Source organism: Akkermansia muciniphila ATCC BAA-835 (assembly GCF_000020225.1).
In the GTDB taxonomy this organism is placed as follows: Bacteria; Verrucomicrobiota; Verrucomicrobiia; order Verrucomicrobiales; family Akkermansiaceae; genus Akkermansia; species Akkermansia muciniphila.
This window is the reverse complement of record NC_010655.1, coordinates 176,261-196,299: the sequence shown is the minus strand read 5'-3', so window position 1 is coordinate 196,299 and position 20,039 is coordinate 176,261. Positions and strand designations below refer to the sequence as shown.

Here is a 20,039-nt window from a genome sequence, read left to right as displayed (position 1 = left end):
GATCCCTGCCGATTGCGCGCCGTCCGTTCCCGGGCGCGGCCATCCGGAATACTTATGAGGAAACAGTCAACAGAGGGGCAGGAATCCTCCATCCAGCGCGCCAGGGCATTGTGGCGCGAGTATCTTCTTCCTTATAAGGGCACGCTGGTGTGGGCGGTGGTCGGAGGCATTGTGGCCGCTGTTTCCAGCGGTTTTGGCATTCCGGTGATTTTACAGGAGATGTTTCCCGTGATTTTTGACGGGAAACCGCTGCCTCCGTGGGCGGAACGGGTGCTCTTGTGGTATGTGAGCCCGGAAAACCTGCCCCTGGTGACGGTGTGGGCCACGGCGGCTATGCTCCCGCTGGTGGTGGTGGTGCGCGGCCTGTCTTCTTTTGTCAATGTCTATTTGCTTTCCAAAATAGGGCTGGGAGTGCTGGAGACATTGCGGCTCAAGGTGTACAGAAAGTATCAGGATTTGTCCCTGGCTTTTCATGACCGGCAGCAGAAGGGGGACCTGCTGAGCCGCCTGATGCAGGATACCCAGTTTCTCCAGGGCGGCCTGGTACAGATTGCCAATGACCTTATTATCCAGCCCCTGACTCTTTTGGCCGCGTTAGGGTTTCTGATTTACAGGGCCTCCGTCAGCGAGCAGTTTCTTATTCTGCTGGCGAATATGCTCCTGGTAGGCGTTTGCGTGATTCCCATCCGGTACATCGGCAGGAAAATGCTTGCCCGCGCCCGGGTAGTGCAGTCCAGCCAGGGGGACCTTTCCTCCACGCTCCAGGAGAATTTTTCTTCCCAGCGGGATATCCGGGCCTTTGAACTGGAACAGCAGCAGATAAGGCTGTTCAGGGACAGGATCCGCCGTTACATCCAGGCATCCATCGGCGCGGTCAGGTGGCAGAGCCTGCTGACCCCTTTGATTGAGTTCGTCAGCGCCATAGCCATGGCCGCCACCCTGCTGGTTGGCAACATGAACGGCATGAACATGGGGGATTTTGCCGCGCTGGCTACGGCCATGTATCTTTGCTATGAGCCGGTCAAGAAGCTGGGGGCCGTCCATAACAAGGCGGAAACCCTTAATGCCGGTCTGGAACGCATCAACCACGTGCTGAATGCTCCTGATGACGTTCCCGAACCGGAAAACCCAAGGATCCCGGCGGCATGGAAGGGGGAAGTGGAGTTCCGCAACGTTTGCTTCGGTTACCAGCAGGACTCTCCTGTCATGAGGAACATTGATCTCCGCATTCCGTCCGGGCAGGTGGTGGCCCTGGTCGGTCCCAGCGGAGCGGGGAAGACGACTTTCATTAATTTGCTGTGCCGTTTTTATGATGTCCTTTCCGGCAGCGTGAAGGTGGACGGCATCGACGTGAGGGAGATGAGTAAAAAGGAACTTCTTTCCCACATAGCGCTGGTTTCCCAGTATCCCGTTCTGTTCCGCGGCTCCGTGGCGGACAATATACGCATCGGCCGTCCGGACGCTTCCGACGCGGAGGTGGAGGAAGCCGGCCGCATGTCCGCCGTGGACAGTTTTATCAATGAGACGGGGGAAGGGTATTCCCGCATGATCGGGGAAATGGGGGAGGGCCTTTCCGGCGGCCAGCGGCAGCGCGTTTCCCTGGCGAGGGCCTTTTTGAAAAACGCTCCCATCCTGGTGCTGGATGAGGCCACGGCTTCCTTGGATATGAAGAGCGAGGAGCAGATTCAGAAGGAGATTGAGAGACTGGCTTCCGGCCGCACGACGTTCATTATTGCCCACCGTTTCAGCACCATCCGCATGGCGGACCGCATTTTGGTGCTGGAGAAAGGCCGTGTGGTTGCGGACGGCACGCATGAGGAGCTGATGGCTTCTTCTCCCCTGTACCGGGAACTTTACAATAAGCAGCAGATGGTTGCGGAGGAGGAAGGAGGCGCTCCATGTTAAGCCAGTTTTTTGAATATGCGCGGTATTTGAAGCCCGTGATGAAGCTGTTCATCGCCGCTCTGGCTGCCGGGGCTCTGGCTGCCGCCGCCAGCGGTTTCGGCTTTCCGCTGATGATTGCCAAAGTATTTCCGGTGGTGTTTGACAATACACAGATTCCACCGGAGCTTCAGGACATGATCGCTCGGCTGGTGGCCCCGGAACACATGCACCTGGCGGTGCTGCTGGCCGTATGCTCTCTGCTGCCTCTGGTCTTCGCCGTCCGTGGCATAGGCACGTTCTTCAACGTGTACTGGATCAGCATCGTCAGCATGAAAGTGCTGGAGGCAATCAGGCTGGACGCCTTTTCCAAATTGCAGACGCTGCCCCTTTCCTTCATTGACCGCCAGAAACGGGGGGACCTGATCAGCCGCCTAATTAATGACGCCGCCAACGTGCAGGGGGGGCTGGTGGTAGCGGCCAATGACATCATCAAGCAGCCCCTGACTCTGCTGACCGCCCTTGCCTTCCTGGTGTACAAGGTATTTGTTGATCCGAATACGGCAGTAGTCCTGATGAATCTGGGGCTGATTGCGCTGGCCATATGGCCCATCCGCTTTTTCGGCCGCCGCGTGATGAAGAAGTCCAAACAGGCTCAGGACGAACTGGGCAATATTACGGCCGCAGCCCAGGAAAATTTGGCCTCCCAGCGTGAAATCCGTTCCTACGGAATGCAGGAACAGCAGGTAAATCTTTTCCTGGGGCTGATTCAGCGTTTTTTCAAAATCAATCTCAGAACGGTGAAGTACAGGCACTTCCTGGTTCCCGTGCTGGAAATGGTGACGGCGCTGGGGCTGGGCGTTTTGCTGGTAAGGGGGCATGAAATGGGCATCACCAAGGCTGATTTTACTGCTTTGGCCGCCGCCCTGTTCATGTGTTACGACCCTCTCAAACGGCTGGGTGTGACGCTTACCAATTTGAAGAGCGCTTACGCTTCCCTGGAACGCATCAATTACCTCCTGAAAGAACCGGATACCATGCCGGAGGCCGCTGACCCCGTTCCTATGGGACGCGCCGCCGGTCGTCTGGACTATGACGGCGTTTCCTTCTCCTATGACGGTGCCCGCAAGGTGCTGGACGGCATAAACGTGCATATCCGCCCCGGGGAAGTAGTGGGGCTGGTAGGGCCCAGCGGAGCCGGAAAAACAACATTTGCCAGCCTTCTCCCCAGGTTTTATGACGTTAGTTCCGGAGCCCTGCGCGTGGATGGCGTGGATGTGAGGGACGCTTCCCTGCACGATGTGCGCAAAAATATCGCCTTCGTTTCCCAGCACCCCGTCCTGTTCCACGGCACCATTATGGAAAACATCCGGCTGGGACGGCAGGACGCTGCGGATGATGAGGTGGTGGCTGCGGCGCGCGCCGCAGCTGCGGACGGCTTTATCATGGGCATGCCGGACGGCTACCAGACCATGCTTGGCGACGGAGGAAGCGGACTGTCCGGAGGCCAGCGGCAGCGTATAGCGATTGCCCGCGCTTTCCTGAAGGATGCTCCCATTCTGATTCTGGATGAAGCCACCGCTTCCCTTGATGCGGAAAGCGAGGCCCTGATCCAGCAGGAACTGGACCGGCTGGTGGAGGGAAGGACGGCGCTTATTGTGGCCCACCGTTTCAGTTCCATCCGCGTGGCGACGCGCATTCTGGTGTTTGAGAGCGGGCGCATCGTCGGGGACGGTTCCCATGCAGAGCTTTATGCCTCATGCCCGTTGTACCGGGAGCTGTATGACCGCCAGTCCCTTTAAATAAAAAGGGGACGGGAAGGAAAGCGTTCCCTGCGCCCGCACCGGGATGAATATGGCGTTTTTTTCTCAGGCCATGATGGAAAGAGCTATTGTCAAACAAGGGGCATGATGTACTATTCCGCCAGCATGAATATACTGGACGAATCCCTGATGAATGCCGTTAAAGAAGGGAAGCTTTTGGAGTCTTCCCGGACCAATATCCGCCTTCTGCTGGATGGAACCAAATCCCCCATAGCACGCGAGGCCGTAGAGGAACTGGCTGCCGCCGGGGAATGGCAGGAGTTGAACGACCGTTTTTACAAAACGCTGGCCTTCGGAACGGGGGGGCTGCGGGGACGCACCATCGGCAGCATCGTAACCCGGGCCGAGCAGGGGAACGGCGGCGTGAACGGCCGCCCGGAATATCCCTGCGTGGGAACCGCCTGCATGAACTACTTCAATGTTGGGCGGGCAATGCGGGGCCTGATTATTTATGTGAAAAAGCATGTGGAGGCTACGGACCCGGGCAGGAAGCCCCGCCTGGTCATCGGACACGACACGCGCCACTTTTCCCGTGACTTTGCCGAATTCTGCGCAAAAATCGGCACGGACCTGGGTTGTGACATTTACTTGTTCGACAGTCCTCGCGCCACGCCTGAAATCTCCTTTGCTATCCGGGAACTCCATGCGGATTCCGGTGTGGTGCTGACCGCCAGCCACAACCCCTCCCATGACAATGGTTTCAAGGCTTACTTCAATGATGGGGCCCAGCTTGTGCCTCCGCATGACAAGGCCGTGATCAAGGAGGTCAATTCCCTGACTTCCGAAGAATATGAGCCGTTGCCGGAAGACCGGCGCGGAACCCTTCATGTGCTGGATTCCTCCTTTGACCGTATTTACATGGACCGCTTGAAAACCGTGCTGCTCCGTCCGGAGCTTTTCAACAGGGGAGGGGCTAAGATCGTTTATTCCAACCTCCACGGGACGGGCGGCCATATCATCGTGCCCCTGTTGAAGGAACTGGGCTGCAACGTGCAGACCGTGGCGGCGCAGGATGTGCAGGACGGCCGTTTCCCGACGGTTGCTTCCCCCAACCCGGAAAATCCGCCGGCTCTGGCCCTGGCCATTGAACAGGCGGATGCTTCTGGGGCGGATATCGTCATCGCCACGGACCCGGATGCGGACCGCATGGGGGTGGCTGTGCGCGGGGAAGACGGCAAAATGCACCTGCTGACCGGCAACCAGATCGGCTCCCTGCTGGCGTGGTACCGCTGCATGAGCATGTCCGAGCTTGGCATCATCAATGACTCCAACCGTTCCCGTGCCGTGATGGTGAAAACCTTTGTAACGACGGGGCTTCAGGATGCCATCGGCCACCACTTCGGTTATGAAGTGGTCAACGTGCTCACGGGGTTCAAGTATATTGCCCAGAAACTCGGTAAATATGAACAGGCCATTCCGGCGGAAAAACGGGAAGGCTACCGCAGGATGAGCGAGGAACAAACGCGTGCCCTGCGCCTGGAATACAGCCGTTACTTTGTCTTCGGCGGGGAGGAAAGCTACGGCTACCTGGCCCAGGACTTTGTGCGGGACAAGGATGCCAACTCCGCCGCCATCATTTTTGCGGAATTGGCCGCTTATGCGGAAAGCATCGGCAAGAGCCTTCTAGAACTGCTGCATGAACTCTTTGAGCAGTTCGGTGTGTATTTGGAAATGGGCAAATCACTGGTGATGGAAGGCGCAGACGGCGCGGCCAGAATCGCCGCCCTTGCCGCCTCCTATTCCTCCAATCCTCCCACGGAAGTGGACGGCGTAACCGTCAGCGGCATCCGGGATTTTTCCAGAGGCGACCTGGTGGACGCGGAAGGCGATCCCATTCCGGCGGAAAAAATGATTTTTGTGGATCTGGCGGACGGCCGCAGTTTTGCGGTGCGCCCCTCCGGAACGGAACCCAAGATTAAATACTACCTCTTCGGGCACGGGAAACCGGGCGCCCCTGTGAAGGAAGCATTGACGGAGGTCCAGGCCTCCCTGGACTCCCTGTGGGCGGCTGTGGAGAAGGATGCCCACAGCCGTTCCTAGGGCTAAATATTGCTGATTTCTTTCCCCCGTCTACCATGTAATGTGGACGGGGGAAATTTATTTTCTTGCCAAGGGGGCGGGAATTCCGCAGTTTATAATTCTTATGACATTTGCGGCCCACAGAACTCTCTCCGTGGCTGGTGCCCTTTTGGCCGGCCTTTTTCTCTCTTCCTGCTCCTCCCAGCAACAAGTTGAAGCTCCTGCGCGTCTTCCCGCCTACCACTTTGTGCCCGGCAAGACGGCCGTGCTGCACAACGGGAAAGCCATTCCCCCCAGAAATGCCCCTTCGCAGGTCAAGCGCGCCATTGCGGCAGCCAATTCCCTGGTCAACAAGCCGTACCGGCTGGGCGGGGGGCACAGGAGGCATTATGATACCCATTATGACTGCTCCGGCAGCACTTCCTTTGTGCTGAAGGAAGCCGGTTTGCTCACGTCCACCCGCCATTCCAGGCTTTTCCTGAATTACGGGCAGAAAGGCGCCGGGGACTGGATTTCCATTTATGCCAAAAACGGACACGTCTTCATGGTCATATGCGGCCTCCGGTTTGACACCACGGGAAGCGGGCGCCGCGGCGAAGGTCCCCGCTGGAGAGTGGACGGCCGCAATACCAGAAACTTCCTGGTGCGTCATCCTACAGGCCTTTGAACCGGGGCTGCGCGGAGGAAAACCGCGTTTTCTGCGTATGTTCGCGCAGGCTTTCTTGAATAATGGAAAGTAATGTGCTATCAGGTGCGAGGACGTTGATAGTTCCTTGACTTTCATGGCTAAGACAAAAATTCACGTAGGGCTTGAGATAGGGACAAGCAAGACTTGCATGGTCGTAGGCGAAGTGAAGCCGGATGCGACCGTGACAATCATCGGCGTGGGTGAGGTTCCTAGCGAGGGCGTGGTTCGCGGAGAGATTGAAGACACTTCCAAGGTCATCCAGTGCATTTACGATGCGTGGAACATGGCCCAGGACCATGCGGACGTGGATATCATGACCGTCTATCTGTCCGTGACGGGAGCCCATATTGTGGGGCAGAACAACCGGGGGACGTTCCGTCTCCCCCCGGACGAAAGCATTATTTCCCAGGAGCATATGGACGAGGTGACGGAAATTGCCCGGGACGTCGCCCTGGGGCCGGAACAATTCGTCCTGCACCGCGTGCCCGGCCTCTTTTCCGTGGACGGGCAGGAGAACCTGACCAATCCCGCCGGATTGACCGGAAGAACCCTGGACATCGACTGCCATATCATCCACGGAATCAAATCCCGCATCACCAACTCCTTCCGTTGCGTGCGGGAAGTCCCGCTGGATATTGCGGATGTGGTTTTTGCCCCCATTGCCACGGCCCAGTTTGTGCTCAACAGGCAGGTCAAGCAGGCGGGCGCTCTGCTTATTGACATGGGAGCGGGCACGACGGACTATGTGCTTTACCTGGACGGCCAGCTTGTGGCCTCCGGATGCGTGCCGCTGGGCGGCGACCACATTTCCAATGACATCACGCTGATGACCGGCATTCCGCTGGCCCAGGCGGAGCTGCTCAAGAAAACGGAAGGGGACGCCAACAGCTTTTCCGGGAAAACCAACGAGATGGTGCGCGTGCGCGGAGAGGGGCATATGAAGGATGCCGCCATCGAACGCAACGTGCTGAATGAAATCATCCGTTCCCGTCTGTTGGAAATCTTCAATCTGGTCAAATCCTCCCTGCCCAAGGATACTTTCAAGGGCAACCGCTGCCACGGCGTGTACCTGTGCGGGGGCGCCAGCCTGATGCGCGGCGTGGGGGAACTGGCCTCCCACGTGTTCGGCGTGGCCATCAGCCGGCCTACGCTGGTCAAAAACGGAGCGCCTTCCTACCTGGACGATCCGCGCTACTGCACGGCCATAGGCCTGATACGGTATGCCCAGATTCTGGATGCCGAGCTGCCGCAACAGCGCAGCTGGCTGGGCCGGATGCTGGGTTTCTTCGGAAAGAAGAACTCCTGATCAACCTTTATCCAAATTAACAACCATGCTGGAAATTTCTCCCCAGGGGCCGTCCGTCCTGCCCGGAAAAATCTGCCTGTGCGGCATAGGGGCCGCAGGCACCAAGGTAATGGAAGAAGTGTTGTTGCTGTCCCCTCAGCCAGCTTCCGTTTGTGCCATGAATCTTGATGCCCGGCTCTTGAACGCTTCAGCCGTTCCGTGCAAGGTCCATCTGGGCGCCAGGCTTACCAGAGGGCTCGGCTCCGGCGGAGACGCCTCCGTAGGAGCCCAGGCGGCCTGTGAAAGCGAGTCTTCCATTCTCCGTGCTCTGGAAGGCAGCGCCCTGGCTGTTCTTGTCGCCGGGCTGGGCGGGGGAACAGGGTCCGGCGTGGCTCCGGAAGCGGCCCGTCTGGCCAAGGAACAGGGGGCTTATGTCGTCAGCGTTGTCATCCGTCCCTTCAGGTTTGAAGGGGAACGGCGCGCTGTCCAGGCGGATGAAGCGCTGTCCCGCCTTGCCCTGTATTCCGACATGGTGCTGCGGTTTGACAATGACGCCATGGAAGGTCTCATAGACCCCGACAGGGGAGTGCTGGAAGCCTTTTCCGTAGTTAACGCCCTTATAGCCCGTGCCGTGCTTATTGTGCCGTCTCTGTTGAATTCTTCCGGAAACCTGCTCCGGGTGGGATTGGACGACCTGCTCAGCGTAGCCGGAACGGGAAAAGGAATTTGCTCCTTTGGCGTGGGTGAAGCGTCTGCGGATGCTTCCGTGGCGGACATATTGGATCAGGTCCGGCATTCCCCGCTCTTTCTGGAAAAACGTTTGGGGGAAGTGGATGATGTCCTGGTTCTGGTGCGCGGCGGAGCATCCCTGACACTGCAGCGCCTGGAAGCCCTGGTGGACGGGGTGGCGGAAATCCTGGGGAAGGGGGTGCGCCTCCACATCGGCGCTTCCGTGGAGCAGCAGACGGAAGACCGCCTGTCCCTGACCGTGCTGGGCGCCGTGCCTGTGGTAGAGACATTTGATTCCCCGTCTGTTGTGCTTCAGCGGGAAGTGGCATCGCAGACAGTGCTTGTACCGGAGGAAAAATCTTTTCTCGGAGAGGGGAAAACCATTATTCAGCCTGCACCTCCTGCCCCGGTTGACGAACCGGAACGGCATCCGGAGCCGGATCTTTCCGCCCCTGTTCCCGTCCCCAGGAGGGATGAACGTGAATTGGAAGAGGAACTGGTGCCCGTAAAGTCCGTTCCCGGGATTTCGGATGAAGAGGAGACGCTCCGGGAGTCCGCGTCTGTTGCGCAAATTTCCGAAACGGAGGCGGAGCCGGAATTGGAGTCAGTCCCGATGCCTGACATCAAGGAGCTGGAGGAAGGCTTGCCTCCGGAGGAAGGAGAGGAAGAGCGTGCGGGCCACGGCCTTTTTGCCCGTGTGCGCCCCCTCATTCTGGATGGGGAAGACCTGGATCTGCCTCCCGCACTGCGGAAAAGGAAACCGGATCCGAGCTGATGATGTCCCCCCGCACGTCCAGGGTGTGGTTTTGGGCGCTGACCGCAGCCGCCTTATTGTATACGGCGCTGCTCAGCTGGTGGAGTCCTCTCACTTCCGACACGTACCATCATGCCCTGACGGGCATGGAGCACTGCTTCTCTTTCAGCCTGGTCTGGGAGCGCTGCGTAGCCTCCTACATGACCTGGAATCCCAGAATCGGGGAATACCTGGCCTTTGCCGTAGCGACGGCGGGAAAATGGCTCTTCATGCTGCTCAACCCCTTTGTACAGGTCGGTCTTGCGCTGATGATGTTTTATCTGGCTTCCGGGCGCAGGGTGGATCCCCGTTCCTGGCCGGACGTGCGTCTGTTCGGATTGGGGCTTCTCCTGCTGTTCACGTGCACGGCCCGGCCCGGCGTCACGATTTACTGGCTCTCCGGCGCCACCAACTATTCCTGGGGCGCCGCCGTCTGGCTGGGCTTTCTGTGTCTGTACCGCGGTTTTCTGGACGACGCGGAATCCGGGAGAAAGGGAGATTCCGGAAGAAACAGTGGCTGGGGAAAGTTTGCCGCTGCGGCTGTTCTGGGATTTCCGGCAGGCATGACCAATGAAAACAATATTCCGGGAACCTGGCTTTTGCTGGGAGCCTTGTTTGTTTTTGTCCGCCTGGTGCGGAAGGAAAAACTTCCTTTGTGGTTTTATGCGGGCCTTGTGTTCCAGGTGGCAGGTTCCCTGTGCATGCTGCTTGCGCCCGGCATTTCCGCGCGGATGCATTCCGCCACTCCCGGCTGCGCGGAACCCCTTTCCGGTTTTTGGAGCAGATGGGAAGCTCTCCCTTTGCTCCTGTTCCGGATGCATGAATACCTGGCTCTTCCGGTGTTGCTGGGCATGGCGGCTGCCTGGGTTCTCTGGAAAAGTTTTCGCAAGGACCGGAACTATTTCCGGGCATGGAAAATTTCCCTTGGAATAGCGGCGGCATATATTCTGGCGTCTTATGCCATGGCTCTTTCTTTCGCCGCCGCCGTCATTCCGGCGGACCATGCCATGTTCTCCGCCACCCTGCTGTTCGGCGTCGGCGTGCTGGTTCTTCTTCGTATGTGGTACGGCATCCCTAGTGCCATGCCCCGTCCGCAGATAACTGTGGCCGTTTTTCTGGTGTTGTCCGGAATATGCGTTTTTTCAACCCTTCATGATCATCTGCTTCTGTTCCGGCAGCATGAAAAGCGCGTCCGCCTGGTTCTGGAGCAGAAAAAGGCCGGTATTCAGGAAATCGTTGTTCCTCCCCTCTCTCCTCCCTCCCCCTGGTGTTCTTTCATTTTCTGGGTAGACCTGTCGCAAAACCCGGAAGACTACGTCAACAGAGGCGCGGCGATGTATTATGGCGTGAAGAGCATCAGAATCTTTTAGCAGGAAAAAGCTGCGGAATGTTAGAATTTTTTGCTATGGAATAATGGGAAATGGCAATAAGATATCATCTGCGTCTGATGGCGGTTGTTGTTAAAAATATAAGAATCCTTTTAATAAGTTGCGCTGTTTCCCTGTGCGGTTTTTCCTTTGCGGACGTGGAGGAAGAGGATTTAGGCACGTTGAGGATTGAAACGGAAACAGAGGAATGTTCCGCTGATATATATTTGGGAAATACTGCTGAAGGAAAGCCTGCCCAGCTCCGGCTTCCGTTGCCCGACAGCATCTCCGCATTCAAAACGTCTCCTCAGGAAAAGAAGGAGTTTCTTTCCCTGTTGCATGAAAAAGAGCTGCCGGATTGTTACCGGGAGGCGCGGAAGAAACTTGGCGCCTTTAGTTCCAAGGGAGCTGGAGATGTGAACGCAGAAGACGTCAGGGTGTTGTCATGGATTTTTTATGTTGTAGTTTCGGCGGATGCATTTTCATGGGATTATGATGAAAATACCCCCAAAGACGGCCTCTATGGAAACATGGATTATGAATTGAAGACCGGAGTTGTGAGGTGGATGAGCAGTTTATCCTGGGATATATCCGGAATCGTTTCCCGATGCGGCGTAAAGAGAAAGGAGCTGTGCAGAATCTGGGCAGAATATGGAGCGGCCGTATTGAAAACATTCAGGACTCAGTATGATCCGGAATTAAAGCAGAAACAGGCCAGGATGAAGGAGGAATACGATAAAATGAGTGCCGAAAGAACCTTGAGACTGGTTCAGGAACGAAAACTGAGTTTATTTCGCGGGGCTGATCCCCGATCAATTTATTACAACAATAAGCTGCTGTCTAATGAAGACAGAAATAACAACTGTAAGTATCATTTGGAAAAGAGATTGGAACCTGCGTTTGTGGGGATGCTGGTCCGTTTTTATCCGGGGCAGGCTGGTGAAGTGGTTAAGTATCTTAAGAAGGCCGGATACGCTGACCAGGAAATCGGAGACCTGATTGACCGTACTGTAGGCCGAGATGGAAGAACGGAGTTTTTATATAAGGGCGACCGGGAGCGCCAGCACGATAGAAAGATAAAGTCCCGTGGCTCCGGGCATATGAAATAACATGGGGGATTGGGAACTTCCCGGAAAATTCCATTGTTCCGCCAGGGACGCCAGGGGTGTATAGCGGACGGGAGCAGGCAGATTCCGGGATGCTGCGTTATGGAAGAAACGGGGGCCGCAGTATGTTCTAATCCATCGGAATTGTATAGGAGTTCAATTTGTTGAACTCTCCGCTTTGGGGGCCTTCGTCAGTAGTGCCGTTATTGGGGGCGGCGTAGGTATCCAGGGTCATGGAATCCGGGTAAATGGTCAGGATATAGTAGGCCGTAATGCCGGAGCGGTATTGCAGGGTTTTTACCCGGGATTTTGCAGGCAGCAGAAAAGGGATGGGAAGAACCTTGTTCCCCGCAGGGGCGCAGATCAGGGAGGTAAGGGTGTTTTGTCCGTCCGGGGAGGTAATCATATACAGGTCATGGGCGTGCAGGTGTCCGGTGACGACGAAGCGCACTCCGGCATCCCGGAGGTTGCGGTAAAAGATGTTTTGCTGTTCCGCCGCGCTGTCGTTGTAACGGCCCCACAGGCATTCCCGGAATTGCATGGGCGTCTGCAGGGTGCGGTGGGTGAAGACCAGGCAGTGCCTCGGAACGGTGTTGGCCTTGCTTCTGTTGCGTTTGACCCACGCACTGAAGTCCACGAGCTGGTCAGGGGTGAGGTCAATATCCATGAAATACAGGGAAGCGTTTTTATGGCGGATGCCGTAGTTCAACTTTCTGGTAGCCAGCCCTTTGGTGCCCTGCTTCCGCGTAGGCAGGAAGAGTTCCCGGAATTGTTCCGCCCGGAAAGGAAGGGATTCATGATTGCCGCGCACGGCATAAAAGGGGATGCCTTTTTCTCTCAGAATTTTGTTGAGTTCCTTGCGTTTGGCGAGTCCCTTGACGGGGGCGCTTCCTTCAATATCCGCCATGTCCCCTACCTGGACGACCATGTCCACGTTGTGTTTCAGGATTTCCCCATAGAGGGTTTTGATGAAGTTGACTGCTACTCCCTCGCTTCCTTCCATACGCTTGGGGGAGTCGTGCGTATCGCCGATGATCGCTATTTTCCATGGGGCTGTATCTTCCGCCAGTACCGGCTGAAGCAGGAACATGAGAAATAACGCAAGATATTTCATGGCACTGAGTTTTTACAACCTGTCTGCTCTTCCCGCCAGAAAATTATGACTGAGGCGGAAAGACGCCGCCCGGGGCTTTTTCTTTTTCCCGGAGGCAGGCGTTGACGTGCTGTCCTGGGGAATTCTGTTCCCCGCTGGAAACGGAAAAGCCGGACATTGAATTTCCAATGTCCGGCTTTGATGATGCCGACAGCGCTTGCTGAAATTTATTGCTGGTTGACCTTCAGGGTTTTGGCCTGTTCTTCCGTGAGTTCCACGCAGTGCCAGGGTAGGCCGCGCCTGTTGAGCTCGTCCATGAAGGGATCCGGATCATTTTGTTCCATATTGAAGACTCCTGCGCCAGTCCATTTGCCCGTAAGGATCATTTCCGCGCCGATCATGGCCGGAACCCCTGTGGTATAGGAAATGGCCTGGGAACCTACTTCTTTAAAGCATTGTTCATGGTCGCAAATGTTGTAAATGTACACAGCCTTGAATTGGCCGTCCTTGATTCCGGTGATGACGTTGCCGATGCAGGTTTTTCCCCTGGTCGTCTTGCCCAGGTCCCCGGGGTCCGGCAGAACGGCCTTGAGGAATTGCAGCGGGATGATTTCAACTCCGTTGTACATGACCGGGTCAATGCGGGTCATACCCACGTTCTGAAGCACTTCCAGGTGCTTGAGGTAGTTCGGTGAGAAGGACATCCAGAATTGAGCCTGGCGGATGGTGGGGATGTGCTTGACCAGGCTTTCCATTTCTTCATGGTACATGCGGTAGATTTCATAGGTGCCCACTTCCTGCGGGCAGGTGAAACTTTGGTGCATGCTCATGGGAGCGGTTTCCCGGAAGGCTCCGTCTTCCCAGTGGCGGCAGGGCGCCGTTACTTCCCGGATGTTGATTTCCGGGTTGAAGTTGGTGGCGAAGGCCTTGCCATGATTGCCGCCATTGACGTCAATGATGTCCAGCGTATGGATTTCGTCAAAGTGATGCTTGAGAGCCCATGCCGTGAATACATTGGTGACGCCTGGGTCAAAGCCGGAACCCAGCAGGGCAAAAAGCCCGGCTTTGCGGAATTGCTCCTGGTACGCCCATTGCCAGGAGTATTCGAATTTGGCTACGTCACGGGGTTCATAGTTGGCGGTATCCAGGTAGTTGACTCCGGTTTCCAGGCAGGCTTCCATCAGGGTGAGATCCTGGTAGGGCAGGGCTACGTTGATCAGCAGCTGCGGCTTGATTTCCCGGATGAGGGCTACGGTGGCGGGCACGTCGTCCGCATCTACGGAATGGGTAGTGATGCTGACGCCCGTTCTGGAGCGTACGTCCTCCGCAACGGCATCGCATTTGCTCTTCGTGCGGGAGGCCAGATGAATGTTTTGAAAAATATCCGGCAGCTGGGCGCATTTGTTGGCTACCACATGCCCAACGCCGCCTGCTCCAATGATTAAAACCGTGTTCATGATAGGTTCTGTACATAAGTGAAAACAGGCTGAAAGGCAACTCCCGATTTGCTTCAATAATGACACCGTCTTCCCATGGGGCATCAGTTTTTCCGGCATCGGCCGGATGCGGACTTCCCTGCGGAAGACGCACCCTTTTGGAGATTTTCTAAAAATGATTGAACAGGGGATTGACGCGGGCTGTCCGATTCTACAATATTGAATTGTAGATATGATTAAACAAATTCTGCCAATTGTTGTTGCCGCCTGCGTCGCTCCCTGCTTTGCCGCGGAAGGGTGGATTACCGATATGGATGCCGCCAAAAAACAGGCCGCCGAACAGAAAAAGGATTTAATGATTGAGTTCACCGGTTCCGACTGGTGTCCTCCTTGCATGCAGCTCCGCGCCAACGTATTCAGCAAGCCTGACTTCCAGAAGGAAGCGCAGAAAAATTTCGTGCTGGTGGAGCTGGATTATCCGCGCGGCAAGGAACAGTCCAAGGAAATGAAAGCCGCCAATGAAAAGCTTGCCCAGCAGTACGGCGTGCGGGGATTCCCGACCGTTGTGTTTGCGGACGCTTCCGGCAAGCCTTTTGGGGGATTTGTTGGAGGGCGCTCCGGGGATGATGTCATGAAAGCCATGCAGGATGCCCTGAAGAACAAGGAAGCTCTTAATGCCGCGGAAGCGAATGTTGCCAAGGCTGCTACGGATGAAGCGAAAGTTGCCGCTCTGATGGAAGTGCTCAAGCTGGCTCCTCAGGAATATGTGGACAATTTTTATGGTGACGTGAAAGCGGAAATCAAGAAGCTGGACAAGGATGACAAGTCCGGCCTGAAAGCTGCAGACGCCCTCTCCGACCAGCTTAAAAAGGAACGGAAAGATGTTCGAAATTATCTTGCCGGCAAGCTGACGGACAAGACTACGCCTGCGGAAGCCCTTCAGGTGGTTAAGGCATATCCCGACCGCGACAAGCTTCTGCCGGAAACACAGCAGGAGTTGCTGATGATGGAGTTCGGGACCTACCTGAATTCCACCGGTGACGTGGACGGCGCCGTTCTGATTCTGGATAAGGTGGCCGAGTTGAAGCCGGGAACGGAAGCCGGAATGCAGGCCCCCCGCATCAAGGCCGGCATTCTTGCCAACAAGGATAAGATCAAGGCCCAGATTGACGCTGCCAAAAAGGCGCAGGGCAAATAATTAAAGCCGCTTTTCTTTTCCCTTGCTTTGGGAAAACAGCCCCGCAACGGTTTTCTGCCGTTGCGGGGTTTTGCTTTCCCCCTGTTTCTCCGGTTACTCAAAAGGGATGATGAAAAGGAGGCACTGTGGCTTATGAGGGGCACTGTTCTTCTGCGGCGCGTGTTTTCGGCGCTTCTGCTGCGGGAGTGGCGAAAGGCAGGATTTGATGCCGGTTCCGTCAGGCCGGGTATATGGGATAGGCAAGAGTACCGTGTGGCGGCAACACTATTCTCCGGTAATAAAAATCCGGTCTAGGAGAGAGTGCGGGAAAGGCATGCTGTTTTCTTGGAAGAACGGGTTATTGAAGTTTGATGACGGTATCCAGCCTGTCCCAGGTGACACCCTCGGGCAAAGTGATTTTGTACTGGTCTCCTTCCTTTTCAAGCCTGACGAATTTTCCGTTTCCGGTACCGTTCACAATGAGGGTCGCTCTCGTGAATTTTTCCCCGATATCTTTGATGAACAGGGGGGTATTTCCCTTCAGCTCTTTTCCCTGTCGGGCAATCAGCGGGCTGACGTGCAGGTAAACGGTTTTTTTGCCGTTGTGATCCGCTCTGTAGCAACTGCCGCCCCATGGCTGGTCCCTGTAGGGGCCTCCGCGAGTGTTGTAAATGGCCTCCTTGTAGAGAGCAATCCATTTTCCCATGGACAGAAAAGTTTCAGCCTGTTTCGGATCAAATGTTCCCAGTGGAGTGGGACCGATGTTGTAAAGCAGGTTGCCGTCCTTGACAATGTTATTGATCAGGAATTTGACGGAGGTTTCGACGGGTTTGGTTGTTGCGTTGGATGTGTAGGACCAGTTGCCCGTCCAGCGGGTGCCGGGGATATCCGCCACGGTCATGCAGCTTTCCCAAGGCGTTTGAGTGTTGAAGGGGCCTAGCTTGCATTCCGGCGTCAGGAAATCCCCTTTCAAATCATCGGGCAGCGGTTCCTTATTGCCTCCGCGGGTGCTGTTCATGCGGTTGTTGATCAGAATGTCCGGCTGGTACTGCTTGATGCGGCGTATCATGGTGCGGGGATCCCACTGGTTGAGGGAGCTATTGCCCAGGCTGTCGAACCAGAGCACATCCACTTGGCCGTAGCGGGTGAGCAGTTCGCTGACTTGGCCGAAGTAGTATTCCAGATAACGGTAGTGCTGGTCGGTCAGGTAGTAGGGGTTGTACCAGTCTCTTCCAGAATAATAAAATCCCAGTCTGAGCCCGGCCGCATGAACTGCCGCCGCGAATTGTTCCACGATGTCTTTGCCGTAGGGGGTGGCAGCAATGGTGAAGGTGTCGTAGTTGGAGGGGAAGTTAGAGAAGCCGTCGTGATGCTTGGTGGTCAGCACGGCGTATTTCATACCGCTTTTTTTGGCGACGGACATCCATTTTCTGGGGTCATATTGCTTGGGGTTGAAGCGGCGGTGGGCGGAGTCGTACTCAAAGTCTACGGTATTCTTATGACCGCTCGCGCTGTCTTTGGGACGCGCCGCATTGCGTTCCCAGCTTATTTCCCGTTCCAGCAGGGAAGAAGGGTTCCAGTGAACAAACAAGCCGAATTTGGCATCCCGAAACCATTTTAACTGTTTATTATCGGCCTTGAAATCGAAGAGCCCGTTGACGGCTTCATTAATCAGGTCACGGTCTTCTACTGGAGAGAAGATGTCTTTTTCAGGAGAGAGAATCACCAGTCCTTCCGCCATGGGTTGCATGCGAAAGTTCGGTACGGGAGATTTTTCCTTGTCTCCCTGCCAGAGGTTGAGTTGCAGAACCCTGGCCACATTGCTTATTTCATAAGCTTTCTGTCCGGCTGCTTCCTCCATGATTTCATCAGGCAGTTCCCTGTTGAAAATGGCCTGTACAAAGGGTTGGCTGATATAGATTTTTCCGTTTTCCCGGAAAGGTCTGATATCTTCGGGCAGAGGGATTCGTTTATTTCTGGCCATCACGCAGGGTGCGCCATGCAGCTTGTCCGTATCTACGGTAAAGTACACGGCGTTTCGAAGTTTTTCAGATAGTTCCTTTTGAAGTTCGTTCACATTTTCCTGGTAGCTCCTGCCGGGATGGAAACGGTTATTGATGCTTTCCGCCTGTTTTTCCGTGATGACCGGGCCGATCCACTGGCTGGCAGCTTCGTCTTTGGTTCCGCAGCCTACAATAATCCGGAAATATTTTCCTGCATCCTTGTCCGTCAGGGTGTAGGATTCCGCATCACGGCTCTGCTGAACCACTACGGTTTTTCCGTTTCGGACATCTGCTTTTTCCCACCAGATCACAGGATTGGCGGATTCTCCGTCAGGTGTGCTGTAACGGCTTTCCAGCGTAGTTCCGACCACTTCTTCACCGTTAATATAAGGTCTGAGCCACGGGACGGTGATGGCATTCCCTACCTGAATGGAGATTATCCCCGCGAGTACGGTCAAGATACAGGATGTCCGGTGTTTGAATTTAAACATGGGAAAAATTTAGAGGAGGAATAACCGGGAGAACAGGATAAACCCCCTCCGTTTTGTAAAAGACCAGTAAGGAAGAGGGGTGTTTTTCTTTCTATGAAATTTTATATGTATCATGAGCGTACGAAGGAAAATATATTGTTAAGCCGCAGAACTGGGAGCCGGGTGGGATAAAGGTTCTGGGAGGAGCCTTCCGCTTCTGGGCGGGCGCTCAGGTCGTTGTGGTTCTGCCGCCGTATTTCTTGACGTGAAGCCTTGCGTACGGGAAGGAAACCTGACAGAATCCCGCCATGCGCCTGTTCATGATGTTCTGTGTGATGCTTTTGCTCGCCGGATGCGATACGCGCACGAGCGTGGAACGGGCGCAGGAGGCAGGGGTGCTCATCGTGGGCAATAATGCGGAGCCCCAGAGCTTTGACCCCCACATCGCCACTTCCGTTTCCGATTTCAAGATGATCAATGCCGTCATGGAGGGGCTGCTGCGCGGGGATTCCAGGGATGACGCCGTTTTTCATCCCGCTGTGGCGGAGTCGTGGACGCATAGTCCGGAGGCGGACAAGTGGCGTTTTTCCCTCCGGAAGGACGCCGTGTGGAGCGACGGCGTTCCTGTGACGGCCCATGATTTCGTGTATGCCTATCACCGCCTGCTTCATCCGGGGTTTGGAGGGAGGTACGCGGACATGCTTTATCCGCTGAAGAATGCGGAAGCCTATAACCGGAACAGGCGCAGCCTGCTGCTGTGCGGTCCCGGTTCCCGGCTGGCTGGGGAAGAGGGGCTGGAAGAGAGGGTTCTGGCCCGGGTGGATTGGGAGAGGCTGGATGGTATGGGAGCCGCTGAGCTGGAGGCTCTGCGGGATGATCCTACCCTGATGGAGTGGCCGGACGGGATGCCGGAGGAAGGAGCGCGGAAGATTGCGGCCCGGATGTTGGAGGATGTCCGGGCCGGAAAGCCGGATTTATGGGAGGAAGCCCGCGTGGGCGTGCGCGCCGCGGATGATTATACCCTGGAGATGGAGCTGCGTTCTCCGATGCCCCAGCTTCCCCTGCTGTTGCTTCACTGCACCTGGTTTCCGGTTCCCCGCCATGCCGTGGAAGCCCACGGCGGCATGCTGGACAGGACGGGGAAATGGACGCGGCCCGGAGCGGCCGTAGGGAACGGACCTTTTCTTATGGCGGAGCACCGTTTCAATGATTATGTGGAGGTGCGCCGCAATCCCCGGTACCGGAACGCTTCCGCCGTCCGGCTGAATGGAGTCCGTTTTCTTCCCACCGTGAACGGCTTTACGGAAACCCGCATGTTTTTCAACGGCAAGCTTCATGTCACCAACAACGTGCCTCCGGAGATGACGGCTTACGCCCGGGAGCGCGGCGGCGATGATTTTTGCCAGGATGATTATTACGTGACTATTTTTTACCGTCTGAATACGTCGCGTGCGCCGCTGAATGACGCCCGGGTCAGGCGGGCCCTTTCCCTGGCGGTAGACCGGGAGGCTCTGGTGCGGGACGTGGTGTGCGGCGGCGGCCAGCCGTGCTTCGGCTTTACGCCGGACGGCGCCGGATACAAGACGCCGCATGGGGTGGAGTTCAATCCGGAGAAAGCGCGTTCCCTGCTGGCCCAGGCCGGTTTTCCCGGCGGGAAGGGTTTTCCCCGGCTGGAGCTGATGACTACATCCCGCGAAGTTCAGAAGACGATGGCGGAAGCCATCCAGGGCATGTGGAAAAAGCATCTGGGGATTCATGTGGATATCCGTTCCTGTGAGTGGACGGCCTACAAGTTCGCGCAGAATTCCATGCAGTATGATTTTAGTTCCTCCTCATGGTCCGGTGATTATCTGGACCCTTCCAGTTTTCTGGATTTGTGGGGTTCCGCCTCCGGGAACAATAATACGGGCTGGTTTCATCCGGAGTATGAACGCCTGCTGGCGGAGAGCCGCGCCACGGGAGACCAGGAGAAGCGCATGGCCCTGCTGGCCCGTGCGGAAGCGCTGATGCTTTCCGAATCCCCGGTGATTCCCCTGTATTGGGCCAAACGGTCCTATTTGAAGAGGCCGGAGGTGCGGGGATGGCACCCCCTGCTGCTGGATAACCATTTGTTTGAGGATATCAGCCTGGACGACGCCCGGGAACATGGGAAGGAGGCCGCGCCTTGAC

The 20,039-nt window shown here is 56.1% G+C and carries 13 protein-coding genes; 10 read left to right on the top strand and 3 right to left on the bottom strand.

Annotation, left to right across the window (positions count from 1 at the left end; translation table 11 throughout):
* Positions 1-54: 54 nt before the first annotated feature.
* The 8 genes from AMUC_RS00910 (at position 55) to AMUC_RS00870 (ending at position 11,694) form a co-directional block, all read left to right on the top strand.
* Positions 55-1,905, top strand: a complete 1,851-nt coding sequence (locus AMUC_RS00910) for an ABC transporter ATP-binding protein (protein ID WP_012419216.1) — start codon at positions 55-57, stop codon at positions 1,903-1,905.
* Positions 1,899-3,683, top strand: a complete 1,785-nt coding sequence (locus AMUC_RS00905; protein ID WP_012419215.1) for an ABC transporter ATP-binding protein — start codon at positions 1,899-1,901, stop codon at positions 3,681-3,683. The genes AMUC_RS00910 and AMUC_RS00905 overlap by 7 nt, the downstream gene beginning before the upstream one ends.
* 105 nt (positions 3,684-3,788) lie before the next feature.
* Positions 3,789-5,744, top strand: a complete 1,956-nt coding sequence (locus tag AMUC_RS00900) for a phospho-sugar mutase (protein ID WP_012419214.1) — start codon at positions 3,789-3,791, stop codon at positions 5,742-5,744.
* Positions 5,745-5,847: 103 nt separating this feature from the next.
* Positions 5,848-6,390 carry a hypothetical protein gene (locus AMUC_RS00895; protein WP_031930046.1) on the top strand — a complete coding sequence of 181 codons (543 nt, stop codon included), beginning with the start codon at positions 5,848-5,850 and terminating at the stop codon, positions 6,388-6,390.
* A gap of 115 nt (positions 6,391-6,505) precedes the next feature.
* Complete coding sequence (ftsA, locus tag AMUC_RS00890) at positions 6,506-7,717, top strand: cell division protein FtsA (RefSeq protein ID WP_012419212.1); 1,212 nt, start codon at positions 6,506-6,508, stop codon at positions 7,715-7,717.
* Between the two features lie 25 nt (positions 7,718-7,742).
* A complete protein-coding gene (locus tag AMUC_RS11700) occupies positions 7,743-9,200 on the top strand; it encodes a cell division protein FtsZ (protein WP_012419211.1) in 1,458 nt (485 codons plus the stop codon).
* Positions 9,200-10,588 carry a DUF6056 family protein gene (locus AMUC_RS00875; RefSeq protein ID WP_012419210.1) on the top strand — a complete coding sequence of 463 codons (1,389 nt, stop codon included), beginning with the start codon at positions 9,200-9,202 and terminating at the stop codon, positions 10,586-10,588. Before AMUC_RS11700 ends, AMUC_RS00875 begins: the two co-directional genes overlap by 1 nt.
* Before the next feature lie 50 nt (positions 10,589-10,638).
* Positions 10,639-11,694, top strand: a complete 1,056-nt coding sequence (locus AMUC_RS00870; RefSeq protein ID WP_094137940.1) for a hypothetical protein — start codon at positions 10,639-10,641, stop codon at positions 11,692-11,694.
* A 127-nt stretch (positions 11,695-11,821) separates the two neighbouring features.
* Here AMUC_RS00870 and AMUC_RS00865 read toward each other — a convergent pair whose 3' ends face one another.
* Positions 11,822-12,781, bottom strand: a complete 960-nt coding sequence (locus tag AMUC_RS00865; protein WP_167525131.1) for a metallophosphoesterase family protein — start codon at positions 12,779-12,781, stop codon at positions 11,822-11,824.
* 230 nt (positions 12,782-13,011) lie between these two features.
* Positions 13,012-14,241, bottom strand: coding sequence for a saccharopine dehydrogenase family protein (locus AMUC_RS00860; protein WP_012419207.1), 1,230 nt, complete (start codon positions 14,239-14,241; stop codon positions 13,012-13,014).
* Between the two features lie 211 nt (positions 14,242-14,452).
* Between AMUC_RS00860 and AMUC_RS11695 the strand changes: the two genes are divergently transcribed.
* Positions 14,453-15,418: a thioredoxin family protein gene (locus AMUC_RS11695; protein WP_012419206.1), complete on the top strand. Its 966-nt coding sequence runs from the start codon at positions 14,453-14,455 to the stop codon at positions 15,416-15,418.
* 337 nt (positions 15,419-15,755) lie between these two features.
* Here the strand turns inward: AMUC_RS11695 and AMUC_RS00845 are convergent, their stop codons facing one another.
* Positions 15,756-17,858 (bottom strand): alpha-L-fucosidase, encoded by a 2,103-nt coding sequence (locus tag AMUC_RS00845; protein WP_042447486.1) that lies wholly within the window; start codon positions 17,856-17,858, stop codon positions 15,756-15,758.
* A 347-nt stretch (positions 17,859-18,205) separates the two neighbouring features.
* Here AMUC_RS00845 and AMUC_RS11690 point away from each other — a divergent pair, with 347 nt between their 5' ends.
* Positions 18,206-20,038 carry a peptide ABC transporter substrate-binding protein gene (locus AMUC_RS11690; protein ID WP_167525130.1) on the top strand — a complete coding sequence of 611 codons (1,833 nt, stop codon included), beginning with the start codon at positions 18,206-18,208 and terminating at the stop codon, positions 20,036-20,038.
* The last annotated feature ends 1 nt before the right edge of the window (position 20,039 follow it).